The 20,414-nt window shown below is 57.9% G+C and carries 12 protein-coding genes; 4 read left to right on the top strand and 8 right to left on the bottom strand.

What is annotated here, in order from left to right; all coding sequences use genetic code 11:
• Nucleotides 1–71 precede the first annotated feature (71 nt).
• The gene (locus tag KJ970_13620; GenBank protein MBU2691953.1) at nt 72–392 is read right to left on the bottom strand and encodes a hypothetical protein; all 321 of its coding nucleotides are present in this window, start codon (nt 390–392) and stop codon (nt 72–74) included.
• A 721-nt stretch (nt 393–1,113) separates the two neighbouring features.
• Here KJ970_13620 and KJ970_13615 point away from each other — a divergent pair.
• Nucleotides 1,114–3,261, top strand: coding sequence for a hypothetical protein (locus tag KJ970_13615; protein MBU2691952.1), 2,148 nt, complete (start codon nt 1,114–1,116; stop codon nt 3,259–3,261).
• A gap of 15 nt (nt 3,262–3,276) precedes the next feature.
• Here KJ970_13615 and KJ970_13610 read toward each other — a convergent pair whose 3' ends face one another.
• Nucleotides 3,277–4,968, bottom strand: coding sequence for a hypothetical protein (locus tag KJ970_13610; GenBank protein MBU2691951.1), 1,692 nt, complete (start codon nt 4,966–4,968; stop codon nt 3,277–3,279).
• A gap of 13 nt (nt 4,969–4,981) precedes the next feature.
• Nucleotides 4,982–8,386 (bottom strand): hypothetical protein, encoded by a 3,405-nt coding sequence (locus KJ970_13605; GenBank protein ID MBU2691950.1) that lies wholly within the window; start codon nt 8,384–8,386, stop codon nt 4,982–4,984.
• Nucleotides 8,387–8,628: 242 nt separating this feature from the next.
• Between KJ970_13605 and KJ970_13600 the strand changes: the two genes are divergently transcribed.
• Together KJ970_13600 and KJ970_13595 are read left to right on the top strand one after the other, a co-directional pair.
• On the top strand, nt 8,629–8,901 hold the full coding sequence (locus KJ970_13600) for a hypothetical protein (protein MBU2691949.1): 273 nt from the start codon (nt 8,629–8,631) through the stop codon (nt 8,899–8,901).
• A gap of 19 nt (nt 8,902–8,920) precedes the next feature.
• On the top strand, nt 8,921–12,820 hold the full coding sequence (locus KJ970_13595; protein ID MBU2691948.1) for a PQQ-binding-like beta-propeller repeat protein: 3,900 nt from the start codon (nt 8,921–8,923) through the stop codon (nt 12,818–12,820).
• A gap of 445 nt (nt 12,821–13,265) precedes the next feature.
• Here the strand turns inward: KJ970_13595 and KJ970_13590 are convergent, their stop codons facing one another.
• The 4 genes from KJ970_13590 to KJ970_13575 all read right to left on the bottom strand — a co-directional run bounded on the left by KJ970_13590 (nt 13,266) and on the right by KJ970_13575 (nt 18,352).
• Nucleotides 13,266–15,926: a hypothetical protein gene (locus tag KJ970_13590; protein ID MBU2691947.1), complete on the bottom strand. Its 2,661-nt coding sequence runs from the start codon at nt 15,924–15,926 to the stop codon at nt 13,266–13,268.
• Nucleotides 15,927–16,218: 292 nt separating this feature from the next.
• Nucleotides 16,219–16,452 (bottom strand): transposase, encoded by a 234-nt coding sequence (locus tag KJ970_13585; protein MBU2691946.1) that lies wholly within the window; start codon nt 16,450–16,452, stop codon nt 16,219–16,221.
• Nucleotides 16,453–16,509: 57 nt separating this feature from the next.
• Nucleotides 16,510–16,680, bottom strand: coding sequence for a hypothetical protein (locus KJ970_13580; protein MBU2691945.1), 171 nt, complete (start codon nt 16,678–16,680; stop codon nt 16,510–16,512).
• A gap of 1 nt (nt 16,681) precedes the next feature.
• Nucleotides 16,682–18,352, bottom strand: a complete 1,671-nt coding sequence (locus tag KJ970_13575) for a hypothetical protein (protein ID MBU2691944.1) — start codon at nt 18,350–18,352, stop codon at nt 16,682–16,684.
• Between the two features lie 623 nt (nt 18,353–18,975).
• Here KJ970_13575 and KJ970_13570 point away from each other — a divergent pair.
• Nucleotides 18,976–19,503, top strand: a complete 528-nt coding sequence (locus KJ970_13570; protein ID MBU2691943.1) for an integrase core domain-containing protein — start codon at nt 18,976–18,978, stop codon at nt 19,501–19,503.
• Between the two features lie 236 nt (nt 19,504–19,739).
• Here the strand turns inward: KJ970_13570 and KJ970_13565 are convergent, their stop codons facing one another.
• Nucleotides 19,740–20,387, bottom strand: a complete 648-nt coding sequence (locus KJ970_13565) for a class I SAM-dependent methyltransferase (protein ID MBU2691942.1) — start codon at nt 20,385–20,387, stop codon at nt 19,740–19,742.
• Between the last annotated feature and the right edge of the window lie 27 nt (nt 20,388–20,414).

Genomic DNA, 20,414 nt, shown 5'->3' with positions numbered 1-20,414 from the left:
AGACAAGAGATAACATTTTGACGCTGGAGGCGAGATAAGGGTGAGGTATGTCCTTTTCAGGGACAGTCTGTTCAAATGGATGTTGAACATAATGAAAGAGTCCAATTCGGAAAAGATAAAGCATAATGCGCTTGTTTTGGGTCTAGGGCCTCCTGCTTAAATTCCTTGTGATAAAGGCAGAGAAGTGCCAAAAGCGAGATGAAGTCTACAAGCGTGAGCTTATTAAAGTGCTTATTGTGAATATTTTTTAAGATTTCCAGAAGTTTATCGAGTTGAATAATGCTATCTGGTAAGGAGTCGCAATTATTATCTTCTTTTTTTAAAAGGTTCTTAATATAGCTGTGTTCATTCCATGGGATATTTGAATTGTCAGCCTTCTTGCCTATTTCCATCAGAATTATGAATGAAACATAATGATGATAACGATGGACAAGTTCTCCAATGTGCAAGGGTATTGGATTATCTTTGGAAACGAGAGGGGATAAATGTTCGAAAATGCCTGGATATCGCATTCCGATATCATGAAGATGCGTCGCGAGAAAACATAGTTGGATATTCCCTTCTAGAATTTAAATAAAAGTCTTTTTGCTTGGATCTAAAACTGAGTCATTTTTATACACCTCGAGAAGTCTGCTAATGTTATCGAGGATTTGTGTTATGTGTCCATATCCCTTTTGCTCAAAACCTTGCAAGGCATACAATTGAATATCTTTGGGGGTGATATCAGAATCACTCCAAAGATTGAGACTCCAGTTTGCAAGCTCTCGAAAAATAGACCCGTCCTTCAAACAGCATTCAAATACGGTCTTGTATGTATCATTGTGCATTATAATAATTACCTGCGCTTTCTCAAATGTCGTTTAAAATCGAAAACCAAAATGCTAGCGCGCATGTTGCTGGTGGAGAGTATATGGGATATAAAGAGTATGTCAAGAGAGTTTGGAGGCAGCTTTGAACGTCCTATTTACAGATCTGATAGACCGGAGGCAGATGTCGTTAGTTGTTGACACCATATGGAGTTCAGCGAAAGATCCTGGTTCAGAAAAGAAAGCGTTGTGCAGAGTGACCAATGAATGTTAGAGGATGATGGAGCGTCCACGTTGGAGGAACGGTATGAACGTGCTGATCCTTTCTCAAAAACGTGTTTGTATGGGCTTCTGTGTTTTCATCGGGCTCTTGACGGCGAGTCCTCTATTTGCGGATTTTGATCACGCCCGGACTTTGGATGCATCCCAGCCCCCCCCACCCCCACCGGCCGTCACGGACACATTGATAATCTCGAGGACAACCACCGCGAATAATATCGGGCTCACATTCTACAACAACGGCTTTTTCGGAACGAACCTATCGACGCGCAACCCTTCCATGGAGTTCCCGATGGGTTCAACACAAGAGCACCTTGTGAGAGCCGGGCCCTGGATCGGCGGCATCAAGGAGCTGGTGAACGAGCCCGGAGCCTATGATACTCTGGTCACCACTGCGGCGACGGATGGGTACTACGGCAGCTTCAGCGCGGAGCATGTGAGTGAATTCTATCCGGCCTCGAGCGAGATCATTGAAAGATCGGTGCTGGTCAACAGCGAATATTTCGATCCCACGGCCAAGAGCGAACAGGATTTTCTGATTTCCTATATCGATCGGCATACGCATGGGAGCGAGTTTCATAAACCGCTGAATATAAAGATCGACCAGGAGATCCTCCAGTATTCCATTGAACCGTTCGACGCGATCATTCAAGTCAGTTTCACCATCCGCAATGTCGATCCCATCGCGCCAATTTACGATATGTATATGGGTTTCTATGCGGAGATGGCTTCCGGCTGGAAAGACGGCCACAGCGCATGGCCGCCGAGCTCCTGGTTCGGGCGCAAAGACATCGCCTTCGTCGACTCTCTTCGGCTCGCCACCGAGCATCACTACACACTCGACGACGGCGACTGTCCCGCTTGGGGTGGATTCACATTTTTGAATGTGGTGCCGGGAGGTTTTGAGGAGAGAACCTTCTCGTTCAACTGGTGGGATTGGGATCCAACCGGCCGCCTTCCCGGAACGCCGCATACAGATACAAAGAAGTATCTCTTTCTTTCTAATGGAGCGAGTGACTCCACGAATGCTGTTGAGGTGCCCAACCACGACCCGCAACTTTTAATATCAGTGGGACCCTTGGGATTGAGCGCGGGGGAGTGGCCGGGTGGAGGCGGGCGCTTCGTCATGAATCCCGGTGATTCCGCCACCATCACGATGGCCTTCGTCGGCGGACAACCCGTTCCCAGCGCGCCACGAACCGCCGAGGAAGATATCGCCTACCACGCTCTCATGGCCCAGCATTATCTGTCTCCGGATCACACACCGCCGGAGCTGACCTTGGACATCTTTCAAAATCCCGATCTGACCCATTACCTCGACATTTATTTGGCCGGCTCCGAACCCCTGGAAACCGAATCCGTATCCATCATAATCGACGGCGCTCCTTTGGCGGTGGAATGTTTGGATCCGATCCGCAACCTCTGGATGGCGGATTATGAACTGGAGGCGCCTTCTGATTCAGCCGTCATCGAGGCCTGTGCGTCCGATATCTACGCCAATGAAAATTGCGTCGGATTGGTTTTCTCCGCGTCGCAGCTCACGGCCATCCGTGGAGGGGCCGCCTTCAGTCCGGATAGATCGGTGGCATTGAACATTCCGCCCGGGCAATTGTCGCAGGACGCTTATATTTTAATCCAGCAGCCCGATTCCGGCGAAGTCACCATCGGACCCGATGGAATTCTCGGGTCTGGAACGGCAACGCTGAAATTTGAATACACGGAGCGCGTGCTTCCGGCGGGTGTCGACGCCCGGCACTTATACATTGAACGCGTCGGCTCCGGCGCACTGGAATGTTTTGTCGATTCCGGCGCTCGTACGATCTGTGCGCAAATCCATCAGTGTGGAACCTTCCGCTTGGCTGTATCCGACGGGTATCCCAGCCGCCGGTCGGATCCTTCCTATCTCATGGCGCGGCCCAATTTCCCCAATCCATTTGAGATGTCGACGACGATACCTTTTGACTTGAGGGCCGAACAATCCGTCAGGGTCACGATTTTTGATGTGTCGGGAAGAGAAGTGGCGCGGCCGTTTGAAGGGATGATCGGCCCCGGGGAACAGCGGGTTGTCTGGAACGGCGTCGCGACGGATGGCAGAAGGGTCATGAGCGGCTCCTATTTTTATCGTCTCGAGGCGGGCCGGCGGACCTCCGTGGGCAAGTTGTTGCTGATGCGATGAGGAATGAATAGGAGGCTAGGAGCGCCCCGGTCTGAGAACGAAAAGGCTTCCCGCATCCATCGAACGCCCCAGGCGTTTCCCTTCGAACCCGGGAAAATGAGTCTCGAGAAGTGAGCTCACAAGAACGGGGGAATCGGTGACGAGATAGATGGGGCCGGTGAACTCCCGCGATCCAACGAATTGTATAAGTGGTGTCAGTATGAGGTCTTCAGGCTCTTTAGAGATGAGGAGATCCTGTTGCACAAAGACGGTCTCCCGCCCCATTCCTTGTGAAACCTGAAAAATCCCGGCATGCGTTGAAGCCCCGTTTCTGTCTTGAGGCGGCAGGGCCTCTATTCTGACCAAGGCCAGGGAGGGGATATCGACCTTATCAAGATAGAAAGACCAGGCGACCCGATCCAGCGCGCCGACAAGGATGACGGGACCGGGTTCCATCCTAACCATTTCCGCGAGAGTTTCGGCGGTTTCAGCGGGATGATATCCGGCCGCCTGATATTGATTGGCCAGGATCGATTGTTCGTGAAAGCCCTTCTGCAGATTATCCTGAAGGCGCTGTTGAAGATGAGCATAAGCGAATCCCAGAGTCGCCAGGGCGATGGCGCAAATCAGAGGGATCGACCATCGAATCCAAACGGTCCTTTTCCGGCCCTGAATCATCCATCCGCAGCCCGCGGCCAGGATCAGTGCAAAGACCGGCGTCAGGTTGACAAAGGTCCGTTCGAAGGCCGCATCGTTGCGCAGGAAAGAAAATCCAAATGGCAGGAAAAACAATCCCAGCAGCGCGGCGGCCTTGGAAGATCCTTGCAGCCGGCGGGAAGCGTCGCGGAAGGCCCTGAAGAATCCCGGCAGAACGATCAAGAGCAGGGCATAGCGATACGACAGCATGTGGCCGGCGACTTGGGGGAGGCGCTCACTGAGAATAAAGAAGCGATGAGCCGGATGCTTTGCAAGAAACCGATTGCCCAGCACATTTTCGATTACGGGGAGATAGGCGAGGTAAGTTATCAGGGTCCCGACGCCGAAGGCCAGCAGAAGCATCGATTCCGGGCGCCGCCACAGGCGCCGGAGAAAAGGCGCCGGCGGATGCTCTTCAGCGGGCCGCCGCGGGAGGTGCACCAGAAGCGCCACGAGAACGATGCCCGCCAATCCGGCCAGAAAGTAAATGTTGGATGGGATGGTGTACAGCAGGCAAAAGCTGAAAAGGGCGGCAGCAAGGGCGTGGCCGGCCGATCGCCGTTCCAGACATGACCCGGAATGATAAAGGATGCCGGTGACGAAGAAGATGCTGAGATTGTATCCCCTGAGCTGCATGGCGAAGTTGAGGAAAGGGAGGCAGCTTACCTGAAACGCCGCCGCCATCATCCCGGCGGGCGGGCCGAAGAATTTCCTTCCCGTGAGAAAGAGATAGATCAATCCGCCGAGCGCGATGAACCACTGGCTCCAGCGCAGAGCGGCCGCCTGATCCGCCAGCTGATAAATATCCCGCAATCGATAGATGCGGGTCAGCAGGTTGTCGAGCAGGTTGAAAAGAATGTGATTATTGGGATCAGGATACGTGCTCACCGTATCGTGAAAACTGACGAGGGAATATTCGGTAAGGGAGTTGATCTCATCCCACCAGAGGTCGAAACCCGCGTAGTGAAAACCCCAGAGAACGAAGATGATCAGGATAATCGCTGCTAATGTGAAAGTTTGCGCTCGCTGCATGAGGGAGGCCCCGTTATCCGGCGCTGGGTCGCGCGGGCGGTTTGGCGCGAGGAACCCGTCCCAGGGCGATGACCTGATCGGCCAGTGACTTCATCCGTTCTGATGGCGGCAGGCCGATCTCGTTGATCATCATCGCTTCATAATCATGATAGCCGGCCAGCGCCTCGCGGCGGTGACCGAGGTGCAGGTGCGCGAGCACGAGATACCGGTAGTGGCCTTCGCGGTAGGGGTCAAGCGCCAGCGCCCTGCGGCTGAGCAGAGCGAGCTCCTCCCACTCGCGCGCCGCCGCCCGCAACTCGAGGAGGTGCTCGATCGCACGCAGCACCCGGTCGCGAAGATGCTCGCGCTCCGTGGCGGCGAACTCCTCGTATAAGCTCTCGGCAAGGAAGTCGCCCCGATACAGGGCCAGGGCTTCAAGCAGGCGGGAGCGGGCCTGATTCCGCTGTCCCGCCTGCCAATGCCGCTCGCCCTGCTGCAGTGCGGCCTCCAGATCCTCGACGTCGTATGTGAAACCCTCCCCCGGATCAAGACGGCACGCTTCGTTGCGGAAGCGGATGTAGCTCGACGGCATGGTTTTGGGCAGGTGCGGTTCCAGCGTGCGGCGCAGGATATAAAGAGTCTGCCGGAGGTTGTTGATCGCCTTCTCCATCTCGATCTCCGGCCAGAGCGCCTCGAGGATGACATCGCGGGGCACCCAGCGGAAGCGGTGGGTCAGAAGCAGCAAGAAGAGACGCAGCGCGCGAGCGGAGCGCCATCCGCCATAGGTCAATTGATGCTCCCCCACGCAGACCTCGAACTCACCCAGCGCCCGGATTTTCAGGGGGAGCGGGGATCCGTCCGTGAACTCGTCGAGGGCCTCGCGCGCCGCGCGTCCCGTTTCCCCTGTGCGGCCGGCGAGGTGCGCAAGAGCATTGCGGGCCGCGTCACCGCCGATCAGCGTGAGCAACTCGATGGCCCGGGCGCGCGGCGCGGGAGCGGCATCCGTCAGCAGAGGTTTCAGATGAGGAACCGCGCCCGCCCCGAAGGCGACCAGCAGCGCGCCGGCATACTCGATCTCGATACCGCGCCGCACCGCCTCGACCAAGATGGCCGCGCCCGCATCGGGCTCGACCTCACGCAGGAGGGCATCATGCTCATTCTGGGCCACACCGGCGAGCAGCTCTTGGAGGATCCGATCGCGCCGCGGTTCAGGCAGGCCGCCGGCGGCGAGACGAAGCAGCAGAACATGGTGCAGATCGTAGCTGGCTCCCATCCGGCGGAAGAGCGATTCCGCCCGGCGCCAGTGGTGGTCGGCCTCTGCCGGGGCTTGTTCCATTCGGCCGAGAACCAGGTGGCACCGGCCGAGTTGCCATGGTGTTTTGGCGGATGCCGCGAAGGCCAGCGCGGCCACGGCCAGCCGTCGCGCCGCATGACGATTGCCGCGTGCAAGCGAGATTTCGGCGAGATTTAGGCGCGGAATGACAGCGAACTCCTGCTCCCCGAGGACCCCGCCGATCTGCAGGGCCTTCTCGAAATGGGTCTGGGCGCGCGCGAGGTCTCCTTCCAGCGCGGCGATCCGGCCGAGTGTCTGGTGTCCGTGCGCCTCGACCGAGGGGTACTCGAAGGCCTCTGCGAGACGAAGCCCCTGGGAGGCGAGATTCAGCGCTTCACGGCGTTCCCCGGCCGCCAAGGTCAGACTGGCGTGCAGACAGAGGGCATAGCCGATCCGGCGCCGTTCCCCCAGCCTCTGGAAAGTGACCAACGCCTGCTGGATGGTGTCTCGGCCGCGTCGGAATTCGCCCCGGATGTTGTAGACATTGGCCGCCAGGAGACAGAGCGTGCGCGCTTCGGCGATGGAATCGTGATGGCGACGGAGAATCGCGATCGATTCTTCCAGCCGCGCCTCGGCCTCGTCGATGTGCCCCAGCTCACAGGAGGAAACGCCGATCTGTGTGAGGATGTCGGCCCGCGTTCGCCAGTGGCGTGATCCGGGCTCGGCCTGCGCCCGCCGGCAGCATCGCAGGCTCGCCGCATAGCGACCCCAGCGGCTGTCCAGTCGGCCGAGGAGACGCAGAAGTTCCGATCGCTGCCGGCCCGATGTGGATCGGCGGAGGGCTCTTCGATAGTGGATCTGAGCCTCCTGCCAGTGAGCCTGCACGTCACAGAGCCGGCCCAGGATGAAGAGCGCGCCCGGGTGCCAGCGCAGGACCTGCTTGGGGATGCGCTCCAGGGCGTTTCCGACCGCCTCGTATTGTCCCGAGGCGAGCAGCCCTTCGCCCACGCGCTCCACAAGGCACAGGGCACCGTCCATATCCCCGCCGTCCACACTCGCGGTCAGGGCATCCGCCCAGGCGCCGTTTTGGATCAGGGCGCGGGCCGCGTTGCGATGGAGCTGTTGGATCTCCTCCGGGGATACCCTGCGGTGAAGCTGCTCGCGCAGGAATTCCCTGAAAAGCCGGTGATAGCGATAACCCGCCGGGGCTCCATTACTGGCAAAAGTGAAGAGGTTCCGCTCACAGAGCCGTTCCAGGACCATCCGGCTGTCGTGTCTTTCAAACACCTGGTCGCAGAGCGCGGGATCGAGTCGCGGCAGCAAGGCGGAGCGACAGAGGAAATCTTGAGTTTGAGGATCAAGACGGCGCAGGACCTCCTCAGCGAAGTAGGCGAACCAGCCCGTTCCCGCCGCCGCCACCCGCGCCAAGGCCGCGTCGATCGCCTGCGCCCCGGCCTCCTCCAGGTTCTGTAGAAAGATCTCTACGCCCACGGCCCACCCTTCGGTCCGAGCCACGATGCGCTGGAAAGCGGGTTCGTGGTGGCCGGCGTCCGGGAAGCGGCGGCGATACAGCGCCGAGACCTCATCCGCAGTGAGCCTCAGGTCGTGGGCCGATAGGGTGGCGGCCTCGCCATGGGCGAGTCGTTTCGCCAGCCCGAACTCGACCGGCTCCCGCGAGGCCAGCGCCAGCGTTGCCTCCTCAGGTGAGAACCGGATCAGGCGCTCGAGAAAGTGCTGCACTTCGGGAGAGGTCCTGACCAAGTGGAGGTCGTCGATGACGAGGAGGGCCTTCGGACCCCGGACACGCAGCGCGCCGACGAGGGAGGCGAGCACCTCGGCCGCGGATATCCCCCGCGCCGAAGCTTCTTTCCCGGCGGCAGGCGGCCCGGCATCCGATGCACGCCCATCGGCGAGATGAGCGAGATGGGTCAAGAAGGAGGCCAAGTCGATATCCGACTCGTCAACCGAATACCAGAGGCATGCCCCACCCAAAGCTCGCGCCCGTGAGGAGAGGAAGGAGGTCTTGCCGAAGCCTGCCCCGGCGGTGATCAGGATGAGCCGCTTGTCTCGCCAATCCGTCCACAAGCGATCAAGGCGCTCCCTGGGGATGTACGCCGCCGGTGGAGGCGGTGGGTTTAATTTGGCCGGCAGGATCGGAATGCTCATGGGCGTCTGTTCACTTTGTCCGGGAGTCCCAAAGACCGCGCACGGTCGGCGCAACGATACCCTTGAAGGATAACGGATTTGAGGGAGGGGGGCAATCGGGCGGCCCTCCCCGCAGGGCTCTATGAACTCTCCATAAGAATTTCTCGGCCCGCGTAACTCTCGCGTAACGCACCCATGCCAATCTTCGCTTGTTCCCGAGGGAAGGACTCGGTCTGGGGACTACGCCGTGAGAGGAACTGGATATGTCGACTTTTATTGTTCGGTTTGTCGATGAGATGGCGGGATCATTTCGCGGAAAAGTTCAACACGTCGCTGATGGCGAGGAGTTGGTCTTTACAGATGAAAGTGAACTGCTCGCCTTCTTCGAGCGGATGAACATTCTGAGGGCGCTGGCCCGAGCCAATGCGGAGCTGGTAGAGGCGCATCATACGGATGGGTCCGATGATGATGCGCCGGCTGATGCTGCATCGTCCGTCGGCGCGCCGCCGAAAGTAACCGATGGGGTGGACTCGTAAATCCCACAAGGAGGTCAGTATGACATTGAATTGGAAGGTTCTCTTGAGAGGCGCGATCGCAGCCGGCTGTGCAAGCCTCTTCCTGCTCAGCGCGGCCTCAGCCGCCACCTGGCCGATGAAGCAGCGTGATATGCATCACACCGGCCGGGCGGATTATGATGTGCCGGAGGAAAGATTGAACAGCTCGTTCTTTGATATTTTCCTCTGGCAGAAACCAGCACCCGATTCGCCCTATGACGGATGCTTCAGCAGCACGAGCATGTCCTTCTACGACGGCGCCGGCCCGGAAGGCGCCGACATTGTGGTCGGCACTTATCATTGGCCGAAAGGTGTTCAGGGGATGGACCGCCATAGCGGGGCCTGGTTGTGGAACGGAAGCATCCCCGGAGGCGAGGCGATCGCGAGAATTACTCCCGCCTTCTCCGATGACGGGTCCACCCTCTATGCCATCAATGACTATACCGAGAGCGGGGAGTATCCCAACGGCCATCCCTGCATGGCTTTTTCGACGGCCGATGGACCCAGCACTATTTGGCATAACGGTGACGACCAGGCGCCCGACCACCTTTCAATGGAGTCTCCGATTTTGGCTCCGGATGGTCGTATTTTCCTGCATACCTGGGATGGCCGGCCCTATGCCGGCTTCGATGAAGGGGACGCCATCACCGAGGTGTGGGCGGCCGAAACGGATATCGACTGCATCTGGAATGAACCGTCGCTCTATGAAGACGGATTGGATTTGCAGGTGGTGATCGGCGACCGTTGGAACGGTGTCCACTGCTACGACGGCAACGATGGGACGGAGCTCTGGACCATGGACGTCGGCGTGATGATCGACGCACCGGTGACGATCGATCCTGATAATGGGAACATTTATGTTTGCGGCGGCGATGAGAGCATCTTTGTGCTTGGTCTCGACAAGGATGGCAACGCCTTGTGGTCGGAGGCGATGCTTATGATCTTCGAATACATCCCCGACCAGAACAACCGGCAGCGCGCGCAGAGCTGTGGCTGCTTGAGCCATGATGGCTCGACCTATTACTTCCAGACCAACAGCGAGGAGGGGGACGGCGCCCTCTACGCCATCAACACGAGCGACGGATCGGTCAAGTGGTCCTACGCGACGGGCAGCACCGGATGGGAAATCACATCCTCATGCCCGATTGTGACATCCAATGGCGTTGTGATTGTCGGCAACAATCTTGGGGATGCCTATTTCGCCATCCATGACGAAGGGGATAGAGGCCGCCTGCTCGACTTCTTTAGTGTGACCTCCAGCGCCGCTGACCAGGGTCATGCCGTCGCCAGCGCTACGCTGTCTCCGGAAGGCGATCTTTATCTTCCACTGCGCACCCCTTGGATCGTCAGCAATGGGGATGGCGACACGCCCACGAATGAGCCGGCCAATCTTTTCTCGGCCTTTGACCTGCGGCCTGAGGGTGTAGCGATGCTGCCCTGCCCGCCGTGGCAGGCCGCCTTCGCGCTGAACGGGGCGGTCGAGGTGACCTGGCAAGAGGTCGACGATCCCGAGTATTGGTTCGACCATTATGCAATCTACCGCCACACGGAACCGTTCCTTTGGATTCAAGGGATGCAGCCGATCGGAACGGTTGATGAGATCGATGGTCTTAGCTTCGTGGATCAGACCGCCGACAACGGAACCAGCTACTACTACGCCGTGACAACGGTGACGGCGGAGGGCTGGGAGAATAATGTGGTCGAATCGGTCGGCCCGCGCACACCGTTCGATGAGACCGATCTGCAGGTCGTCAGCATCTCCCGCACACCGCGCTACCCGCGCTACCTCCCCAACTATCAATATCATGAAATCACCGAACCGAGCGGCTTTGGTCCCTACATCATCTATGCCGCCATGGGTTTGGAGGGTGGACAGGACGAGAATACCCAACGCTGGCCTGAGATTGGGGATCCGGTTACTTACACAGCCACGGTGCGCAACCGCGGAACCAACAACTGGACGGGAACGCTCACCGGTTCCTGGACCGTGGATGGCGTACCGGCCGTATCAACACCACAGGGGATTGCACTGGACCCGAACGAAACGGTGATCTACGAATTCGTCACCACCTGGGACGGCGCCTCGCACGAGATCGGCTTTGCTGTCGATCCCGCCTACGCGCGTTCTGAGAACAATGCAATGACGATCGACACCAAGTCCGTTGCCTTCATGAGCTATATCGATCGTTCTCGCTTGGAAGTGTTCCGCGAGGAAACGGCGGATTATCCTCTCGCGGCGACGGATGATTTCATCGATTGGTTGAACCATCACATGGCTCGTCTCAATGAACTCTTCGACGATGCGGGCACGGCGAAGCGTGTTCACTATGATGTGCTCGAGGTCATCGCGGATTATGAGGAGGACCCGGACGTCGATCGGGTCTATTTCGGGGTTTTCCCGTTCCGGTATTTTTGGGATGAGGGGAGCCTGCGGCTCTCGGGATACTACGATGAAGACGAGGATCTCGATTATGGACTCCTGCACGAGTGGGGGCATCAACTCGGCTTAATTGATCTCTATCTGATCAGTATGTTCAGTGAATTCAACCACGTCACCGGCGAGGCGCACAGCGCTCCGATGGGCCTGATGAACAGCGTCTCCCACCTGATCTCCGAGCATAGCGCGCAGGCGATGACGCACTGGCTCGATAAGGCGCACGGTTACTTCGGTCAGTACCTTTACTGTCTACCCGAGCACGTCAAGCTGCACCTCACGGGATTGACGGGCGGTCCTCTTGTGGGCGCGACGGTCACCGTCTATCAGAAGGCGGAACGGCCCGGCATGGGCATCGTCCTGACTGATCAGATCAAGGCGCAGGGAGTGACCGATGAGAACGGTGAGTGGATCCTTCCGAACGTCCCGATTGATCCACAGATTGTTCCACCGACATTCGTCGGGGATGTGCTGCATGACAATCCCTTCGGCTACATTCACGTCGTGGGCTCGAACGGCGTGCTGCTGCTGAAGATCGAGCATGAAGGTTTCGTTGACTACACTTGGCTCGACATCATCGAGGTGAATCTCGCCACCTGGGCGGGTGAAACGGGAACAGTCACGATCGAACGCGAGGTCATCCTCGACGGTGACATCCAATATGTCCCGCTTGACGATATGGCCGAGTTGAACGCCTCGAGCTGGAAAGTGGTCTCCGACCTGGGCACAGCGACCGTCAGTGATGACACCGGCCTCGTTACCGCCGGTGAAGGCTCGGTCTGCATGGACACCGACGGATGCTTTGACAATTACATGCGCTATCCGGCCGATCGCCTGGCGCGTTGGAATCTCTCCAACCGTGGATCCATTCATTTGCATTGTTATGCCTTGAATGAGAACTGGAGCTTCCAGAACTCCAGCCCCTGGATCAAGCTATATGGTCCTGACGGCTACATCGAGTATCACTCCCACAACGATATTCTGAACGATGCCGTCGGCCACTGGATCGAGCTTGAGATTCCCTTCGATGGGGACGGCGTTTGGACCCGGACCGATCACGGCAACGTATCGCTAAGTGAAATCCATTCCCTCAGGATCCATGCGGATACGTGGGATTGCGGATTCTCGCTCTGGGTCGACGGCGTTTCTTTTGATTATGATCCGGCCTCCGTCGATCCGGCGGAGCAGCCCTTGCGGCTGGCCCTGTCGCATAACGCGCCTAATCCCTTCATGGCGGCGACGGAACTCCATTTCGCACTGCCGCGGGCGGAGGCGGTGGATCTGGCCGTGTTCGATGTCATGGGACGCCGCGTTCGAACGCTGTTGGCTGGAACGCTGGAAGCGGGGAGGCATAACGCGACCTGGAACGGCCGGGACGATGCCGGCCATCCGGCGGGCGCCGGCGTCTACTTCGCGCGGCTGCGTGTGGGGTCCTCTACACTCGAACGCAAGATGATCCTGCGTTAGAAGCTATTAATGTGAAAGTGACCGGGCGGCGGCAAATATGATAGTGCGGTGCCGAAGATCGTGCCGCCGCCCGGGCGGGTCATAACGGCCCGAGCTGATTCTTTGGCCTGGCGCATAGATCTCGAACCACATCCGAACCGCGCGCACCCGGCAAATTCTTAACCCCTGGCACCGGCTCGCATGGGTGTGGGTTCGTTTCAATGGCGGGGATTCTGCATTTTCGAATTTATAAGTCACGTGCACGACGGGCCTTTTGCGCGCAATTTCCTCTTCCTTCTCGACCCGCAATCCCAACACATCCGGGCACTCGCCCGTAAAGCGTTCCGGTGAATGCCGTTCGCCGCGGTGCCCGATTGCCGGGCCGCCCAGCGGAGACCGATCATCCCGGCCCGCGATGGGTCGAATAGTGCCGATGGAGTTTTAGCGGAGTACGAGGCACGACAGATTACTCTTCGACTTGCGCATTGCAATCGGCATATCGGATCAACAGAGCCAGATCCAACGGATCGGGGATCGGGATCCGCTCGAGGTAGAACCGCGCGATCCTCCCGTACAGCTCAGGAGTCTCCGGACAGAGACCGAGCCAGATGGCCGCGGTACCAATGAACCCGGGATTTCCCTCAGGGCTCCCGGGCACGTTTGCGTAGAGGATTCCGTCATCCGATCTGGCGAACCCTCGAATCGCGGTCCATCCAAACCTCCGAATGTCAGAAGTGTCGAAAACAATTCCCGTCCGCGCCATGAGCAGCGGGAGCGCCAGGGTAATCCCGCCGTGGCTGGTATCATCCGCCGGCATTCCGGAGATATAGCTCAACTCCTTCGGGGTTTTCTTGCGAAGTATGTGGGGCCAGGAGTACCCCCCGTCCAGCCGCACCTCGAGACGGTTTCTGATGAATCGGGCCAAAGCCAGAGCCTTGTCTCGATGTTCTTCGTTTCCGGAAACATCCCAAGAGAGCCAGAGCGCGGCTCCGATCACACTGAGTGCATTTGCCGGTTGCGGATTGGGATCCCTCAGGTCGTCTTCTAGGTAGTATCCCTCGCGATCGTCCGCTGCGAACCGCCACCATTTCCGATGGTAATCGAGGGATTCACCTATCGATGACGCAATCGCACCAGTTTCCGTAGAGTCAATGAGCGGAGGAGATATGTCCCTTGCCAGTCGCAGGAGGTCGAGGATCGGGATGGCGATATACCCGGTATGGACAATATGAGCCGACCGTGAATTCGCGATGTATCGAGAACTGCCCCAGACTGGGGCTACACAACCGTTCGACAGGCTGACCCCACGAGCATCGTCGCGGGCCGCCAAAACCCACCGGGCGCATTTCAAGTTGGCTTGAAGATACTTCGATTCCCCTGTGGCCTGGTACATCTCGTTCAGCGACATCATCGCCCGGGAAAAGCGCCAGGCGAGGGATCCGTCCTCGTTCGTGAGCGCAAGCGAATCAGGACAAATCCCGGGACTCATGTAGAGTGAATCGAATCTCCCCACCGACACATACTCCTCCATGCTCATCGGAGTCGCGATCTTGGGAAACTCTCGTATGAAGCTCCTCCTGTAGCTTTCCTCCTTCTGCCCGTTGGACCAGTCCGATAGCGAGGGACTGCGGGGTACAAAAGCGGCGGCATCGCTCCATCGGGCAACGTCCTCAGCAAACCGATCCGCCTGAGAGGCGCCCTTATACGACCTGGCAATTTCTCGTTCCGCCGCTCGGATCGCCCGTATATCCATAGGCACCGTCATGGTGGGGTGATCCAAATAGACCGCGGTCGAGTCGAACGTCCCATCGTTGTCGTTGTCCCACAGCCAGTGATCGAAATAACCGTCCTGATCGCGATCTTCTGTCCGCAGAACCGCATCGGCTTCTCCATCAAGATCGCGATCCACGATCAATTCGCCGATTGTTGCACCGAAAAGATGAAGTCTACCGTCGACCGAGCTCAGATAAAGCCGGAGATTCTGTTTGGCGTGCCAGTAGTACTCGTATCGCTTGTTCAATCTTCCACAGTTAGGATCTCCGAGCCGGGGAAACTTTGGCGGAGGCTCCGGGATAATCCCTTCCCATCGTTCACGCGCCTCGGGGTCGGCAGGATTGGTATTTCGATCCACCTCATCCACCACCAGCACGGCGCTTTCCCATCTCTCCCCGACGATCCAATCGCGGGCCTTCGACCATGAGGTCAGGGTGAGAGGTCCGCCACGGATCATCAGGGTGTCGATGAATTCTCCGGGGACACGACGAGTTTGGACCGCTGTGACCGAAAGATCATAGTCGTAGTCGGAGCGGGAACCGGCGTCTCCATCGGTATCGAAGCTCCAGCGAATCGTGGAGATCCTTTCCCCACTACCGGAGATCTGGAGACTCTCTTCCGAGATTCCATCCCTATCCAGGTCATAGAAGCCGTAGGGATTCTCACTGTAAGATTCCCAGCGGCCTTGCTTGATCTGATACCTGCCCCAGGTGAAGAAGTGATTCCCATTGAAGTCGGACAAGAACTGGCAAGTGGGTTGTGAGTAGTCCCAGCGTTCGAGATGCCAGAAGCGCGGACTCAAGTCCCGTTGATCGACGACGGCGCAGGTCATTGGCGCGGACCCCCGTGCGTTTTTCCCGGCAAACTTGTACAAGACCTGTCTGTCGACCCTTCCGTCGCGATCGACATCATCCCAATCCACAACCCGATCCACGGTTCCATCGGCGTCGAGGTCCACGACGTAGCAGTCCTCGATCGAGTCGGGGCGGGCGTCCTCCCTTGTGGCATCTCCGTTTTCATCGAAGGCGGCCACCAGATCGTGGCCATCCATCCAGACCCAGATCAGTGGATGGGTTGACGCGCTGTCCCCCAGCGCAATACCTCTGGCGACCGGCTCGATCCGCAGAGTATCTCCGGGGGGCATGGATGAAAATTCGTCCCGCCTCTCATCGTCCGCAAATACCCAGGGGAGAAGAAAGTCGAGTTCGAGGGCGGCCACTTGCTGGTAGTTGTGCAGGAGGACATCCGTGGAGGGAGGCGACTTCGCGGCCATTGTGTCGGAGGCCGAACTCGTGAACTGAACCAAAAAGAGAACCGCGAGAAGAGTTCGATGAATTGATCTCCAGTTCCTCACTCTCCCCTCCTTCCTCATCGAGACGCACATGGAATCCAGTCTATGGTATCAGGTCGCGTGTGCGGAAAACAGTATTGGAAAACGTCAGCCATCTTAGGCAGAGTCACGGCCTGCGATCCTGCGTACGCGATACCCGTCCTCTGCGAAAAGGCCGTAACTCCATCGCACTCGATCAGACAATTGATCAAAAGCAGCAATAAGGAGAGCAAAACCGGGTTAATATTGATTAATCATCCCTACCGCCGATGACCCGGCAACATCACCGAAAGATTTCAGCCGAAGAATCGGCCGATCAGTGACAACATAACTCTTGCAACAGCACATAAGCCGCCGCCGTCATTAATACCCGCAGCTGATTTGCAAGGAAGATTGTGCAACTCGTCCGATCGTTCTGCAGGTCAACCTTTAGTTCCTTGATCCGGTTCTCGACATCACCCCGGGCACAATGGACTTTCCATGAAGGATCGCCCCGGCGCCAGTGTTCCCAGCTCCGGCAAAGAGCGCCAAAGATCTGTTTTTCCAGCACGGCGTTCTTAGCATAACCAACAATGTAATCGGGTTCGGATTCGTGGCAAGAGGCGCCTCAGCAGGGTTCTGACACCACAGTGATGCGGCTTTGTCCGGGACGCCGGTACAACCCGCGAATATCAGCGCGACTCATCGTCGAAGCGCCCGGTCTTCCACATATCTCTTGTATAAAGAATACGACCGCCCCCGATTCATTGAGGGCGATCGTATTGACAGGTCGTTCCATATCATCGAATCAAGATGAGGGGCCGGCTGACCTTTTCCCTTCCGGCGCCGAGCCGGGCGAAGTAGATTCCCGCCGCCATGCGCTCGCCGTTCTGGCTCCGGCCGTCCCATTCCACCGTCGCCAATTGAGTGGTCGGCTGGCTGTCGACGAGCCGGCGCACCCTTCGGCCCGCCGTGTCATAGATGTCGAGAAGCACCAATGCCCCCACCGCGCGAGCAGGCAGGGAATACCTGATACTCGCTGATGTTGTGAACGGGCTCGGGAAAGCTTCCAGCCCGAGTCCGGATTCCACGACAGTCTCCTCGGCCACACCCGCGTTGCAGCCGGGCGGCCAGGCGCCGATCAGGTCGCATTGCGGATTGGGGGCTGTGAACGGGGCACAGGGAGATCCATCCGCCAGGCAGTAATTGCCGTTGGCAGCGTCGCAGAAGAGTGGGTCCAGGGAGATGTTGCCGTTAAGGCCCGATTGGCCGGCGATGCATCCGACCCAATCCCCGCCGGCGTTCCCATAAACATCGCAGCAGGTGAGTGTGGGGGAACTGCCGGTGCCGTAGCAATAAACAGATTCCCCGATTGTGTTGAAGGCAATGATCGTCCGCTCGATCGAGGGTGAGGATTGATAAAGATAGATGCCCCCCCCGCTGGTCGTGGCGTAATTACCGGCCAACGTGCACGTTGTCAATGTGGGAGATGAGGCGTCGCAAAGGATGGCTCCTCCGGATCCGTTTACCGGATAATCGCCGCTGTTGTTGTTGAATGTGCAATCGACGAGTTGAGGGTTGCAGATGTATTTGAAGAAAGCCCCGCCCCCTCCGCCCGAGGCGTTTTCCGAGAAGACGCATCCGGTCAACACGGGATCACAGTGGTCATAACAGGCAATCCCTCCACCGCAGGTGGCCAGGTTCCCATCGAAGAGGCACCCCTCCAAGACGGGGGAAGCGCTGGACCAGCAGAAGAGGCCGCCCCCCCAGGCGCCGGGGATCTGCTGAAGGCTGTTCCCCCAAAATTGGCAATCCGTCAACGCTGGATTCGAAATCCCCGCACAGATCATGCCGCCCCCGCCGGCCTGCGCCCGATTCTCTTCGAAAACGCACCCGGTAAGGATTGGGGAGGAATAATCGAGACAGGCCATCCCCCCTCCGGCGATTTCCACACCCGTGCCGTTGTTGAAGAATGTACAGTTATTGAGCGCAGGGGAGCTGCTCCTGCAGAAGAAGCCGGCTCCATACCCACCGGGGCAGACATTGTCTTCAAGAATGCAATTATCGATCGTCGGTGAAGCCCCGTCGCAGTAGATCCCGCCACCTTCGCCTGTTGCGGCGAAACCGTTCCTGACCTTGACTCCCTTCAGCACCGAACCGCTTCCCTCACCAGAATGGAAGTTGAATCCACGGTGGGGATTGCCTCCGCAGTCGATGATGCAGGCCTCGGGATTTCCCCCCTGTGAACGCACGGTTATCATTTTGCCGAGATAATCGATATCTCGGTTGCCATCCCCTAGGAAAATGCCATTACAAAGAACAATGACGTCTCCATTGACGGAAGCATTGATTGCGGCTTGTATCGTGATGTAGTCACCGGAGCCGTCCGGACATACGGTACGCATGGCTCCATGGGACAACGACGGCAGGCTCACAACCATGATCCCAACCATAAAAAGAATGCGCCGCATGATGCACCTCCTATTCCCAACGGCCTAGACACAGCTGGTCAACACCCACAGTATTTGTTTGCCGACATTCGGATTCCTTACACGGTGAAATTATAGGATAGTAAGGACGCTGGCGCCGATTGGGGTCCTCCATGGCCTTTCGCGGTGAGGAATCAATCGCGCCCCAACCATGCAACACAATATCGAATATACACTTGGCGTCAGGGCCCATTGGGAGGAGTCACCCACCTCGGTCACTTCGTGCTCACCGGTTGGCCGTTGCCGCTGGTGCAATCCACCGAGGGTTCATGCGCGGCCTTTGTCTCTGGCTCCCGTCCTCCGCGAAAAGGCCGTAATCCCATGCGGTAGGGCAATTCCCCATTTGTGCTATGGCCATGCGCCAGCAACTGTCTACCAGCGGAGCCACAAGCGGACACGACTTGGGCAGGGGGCCGCGTCTTCTGGGTCCTCATCCGCAGGCTCTGGTCGGGCTGGTTTCAACCTCTCATCATCGTTAAACCCGACACGGTCATCGGTTGACACCGCTTCGAGTGAGGCGAGGACAAGATTGTCGAGGAACTGTGGTCCTGTGACTTTCTCACTCAATACATCACCCTTTCACCGTTGCTTATGTTTTCATAATCATGGAGATCGACTTGCGCCGGATTGTACATGTTAACGCAACCACCAACCCGACGGGCTTCCGGGTGAAACAAAAGCTCCGTGAAGACACTTCCTGGGACATGACTCCTCGCTTCCTTGTCCACGACAATGACGGCATATTCGGTCAGAATGAAAGGAAGGTGATTGTGGAGCAGTGCGGCAGAAGGTGCAGCTATCACTGCCACCGGGACCGATGGTTGCACGAGATTATGGACATCAAAGGATTGTCCATTCGCTACGGCGTCCCGAACGCATCACCACAAAGCGAGCACTTCAACAAGACGTTACGGGAGGAGGCGTTGAACCACTTTGTTTTCCTCGGTGTTGATCACATCCGCAGGGTTGTTTCAGAATATGTTCGATATTACAATCATTTGCGTCCATCACAGGCGATCCACGGGATTCCAGACCCGTATCCGGAACTGAAGCAGCCTCCGTCGTCGACCGGCAAGCTTGTCGCTCATCCGGTTCTCGGCGGCGTTAAACATGATTTGCGACTCGTGGCGTAGACCACCATGCGGCTGCGCCTTTTGTGGATTCAGTGATCAGTGCGAGTTCGCCCTGCTTTTGAATCGGCTCCCGGCCCCTCCACCCATTCCAGCGGAATGGATCCACTTGCCAGAAACCAACCGGCCGGGTGGCTCTTCGGAGACCGATCATCCCGGTCGGCGACCGATGGAATAGAACCGATGGAGTTTTAGCGGGGTACGGCCCAGACCGAAAGCCGCAGGCTGATCGTGTTGCCTTAGGTCCGTCGCTGCAGCACGATCACCTCTCGGCAGCCGTGCCAAAATGTCGAGCGATTGACCGGCGAGGCTTTAATGCGGGGATCGGAAAGAATGCCTCCGATGCCGCCGGCCGCCAGATAATCCGCAAATGGCCGGTAGTGACTTCGTCCCCCTGATGCCTCGACAATCCGCAGGGCGATCCCGTGAAGGTTCCTCGGCAGCGGAACCTGTGAGTCGACAACGACTGCCTTGCGCGCGACCCGCAAAGCTTCACAGAGCGCGGCGATCTGTATCTCTCTAGGTACTTCATGCAAGAGAAGTAGAATCGTCGCATAATCAAAAGTATCTATCGCGTAACCGGAGAGTCGCGTCGCATCGCCCTGCTCAAAGCGGATCTGTGAGCTGCGGTTGCGTTTCCGAGCGTACTCGATCATGCGGCGCGACAAGTCAACACCCACGACCCGGCAGTTTTTCCTCGAGGCCAGCTCAAAGCAGAGCTCACCCGTTCCGCAGGCAATGTCCAAAACGCTGGATTCCTCAGGCACGTAGTCAATCACGACCCTTCGGGCCGCAGCCAGTGGACGATCATAGAGAGCGTGGTACACGGCTCCGTGAGTGAAGCGGTTCCCAGCTTCGACAAGCGTCTTGTCATTAAAGGTCATCATTACAACCCTCGGGCGACAGGAGATTTG

Source organism: Candidatus Eisenbacteria bacterium, from assembly GCA_018831195.1.
Classification (GTDB): Bacteria; Eisenbacteria; RBG-16-71-46; order CAIMUX01; family JAHJDP01; genus JAHJDP01.
Note: the sequence above shows the minus strand (reverse complement) of the source record. Positions and strands in the feature narration are given on the sequence as shown.

What these genes read in the sequence shown, in the direction of transcription:
- KJ970_13600 (MBU2691949.1), top strand. Translation starts at nt 8,629, where the DNA reads ATGTCGACTTTTATTGTTCGGTTTGTCGATGAGATGGCGGGATCATTT.
- KJ970_13570 (MBU2691943.1), top strand. Translation starts at nt 18,976, where the DNA reads ATGGAGATCGACTTGCGCCGGATTGTACATGTTAACGCAACCACCAAC.
- KJ970_13580 (MBU2691945.1), bottom strand. Translation starts at nt 16,680, where the DNA reads ATGGAACGACCTGTCAATACGATCGCCCTCAATGAATCGGGGGCGGTC.
- KJ970_13575 (MBU2691944.1), bottom strand. Translation starts at nt 18,352, where the DNA reads ATGCGGCGCATTCTTTTTATGGTTGGGATCATGGTTGTGAGCCTGCCG.
- KJ970_13610 (MBU2691951.1), bottom strand. Translation starts at nt 4,968, where the DNA reads ATGCAGCGAGCGCAAACTTTCACATTAGCAGCGATTATCCTGATCATC.
- KJ970_13620 (MBU2691953.1), bottom strand. Translation starts at nt 392, where the DNA reads ATGGAAATAGGCAAGAAGGCTGACAATTCAAATATCCCATGGAATGAA.
- KJ970_13615 (MBU2691952.1), top strand. Translation starts at nt 1,114, where the DNA reads ATGAACGTGCTGATCCTTTCTCAAAAACGTGTTTGTATGGGCTTCTGT.
- KJ970_13595 (MBU2691948.1), top strand. Translation starts at nt 8,921, where the DNA reads ATGACATTGAATTGGAAGGTTCTCTTGAGAGGCGCGATCGCAGCCGGC.
- KJ970_13605 (MBU2691950.1), bottom strand. Translation starts at nt 8,386, where the DNA reads ATGAGCATTCCGATCCTGCCGGCCAAATTAAACCCACCGCCTCCACCG.
- KJ970_13565 (MBU2691942.1), bottom strand. Translation starts at nt 20,387, where the DNA reads ATGATGACCTTTAATGACAAGACGCTTGTCGAAGCTGGGAACCGCTTC.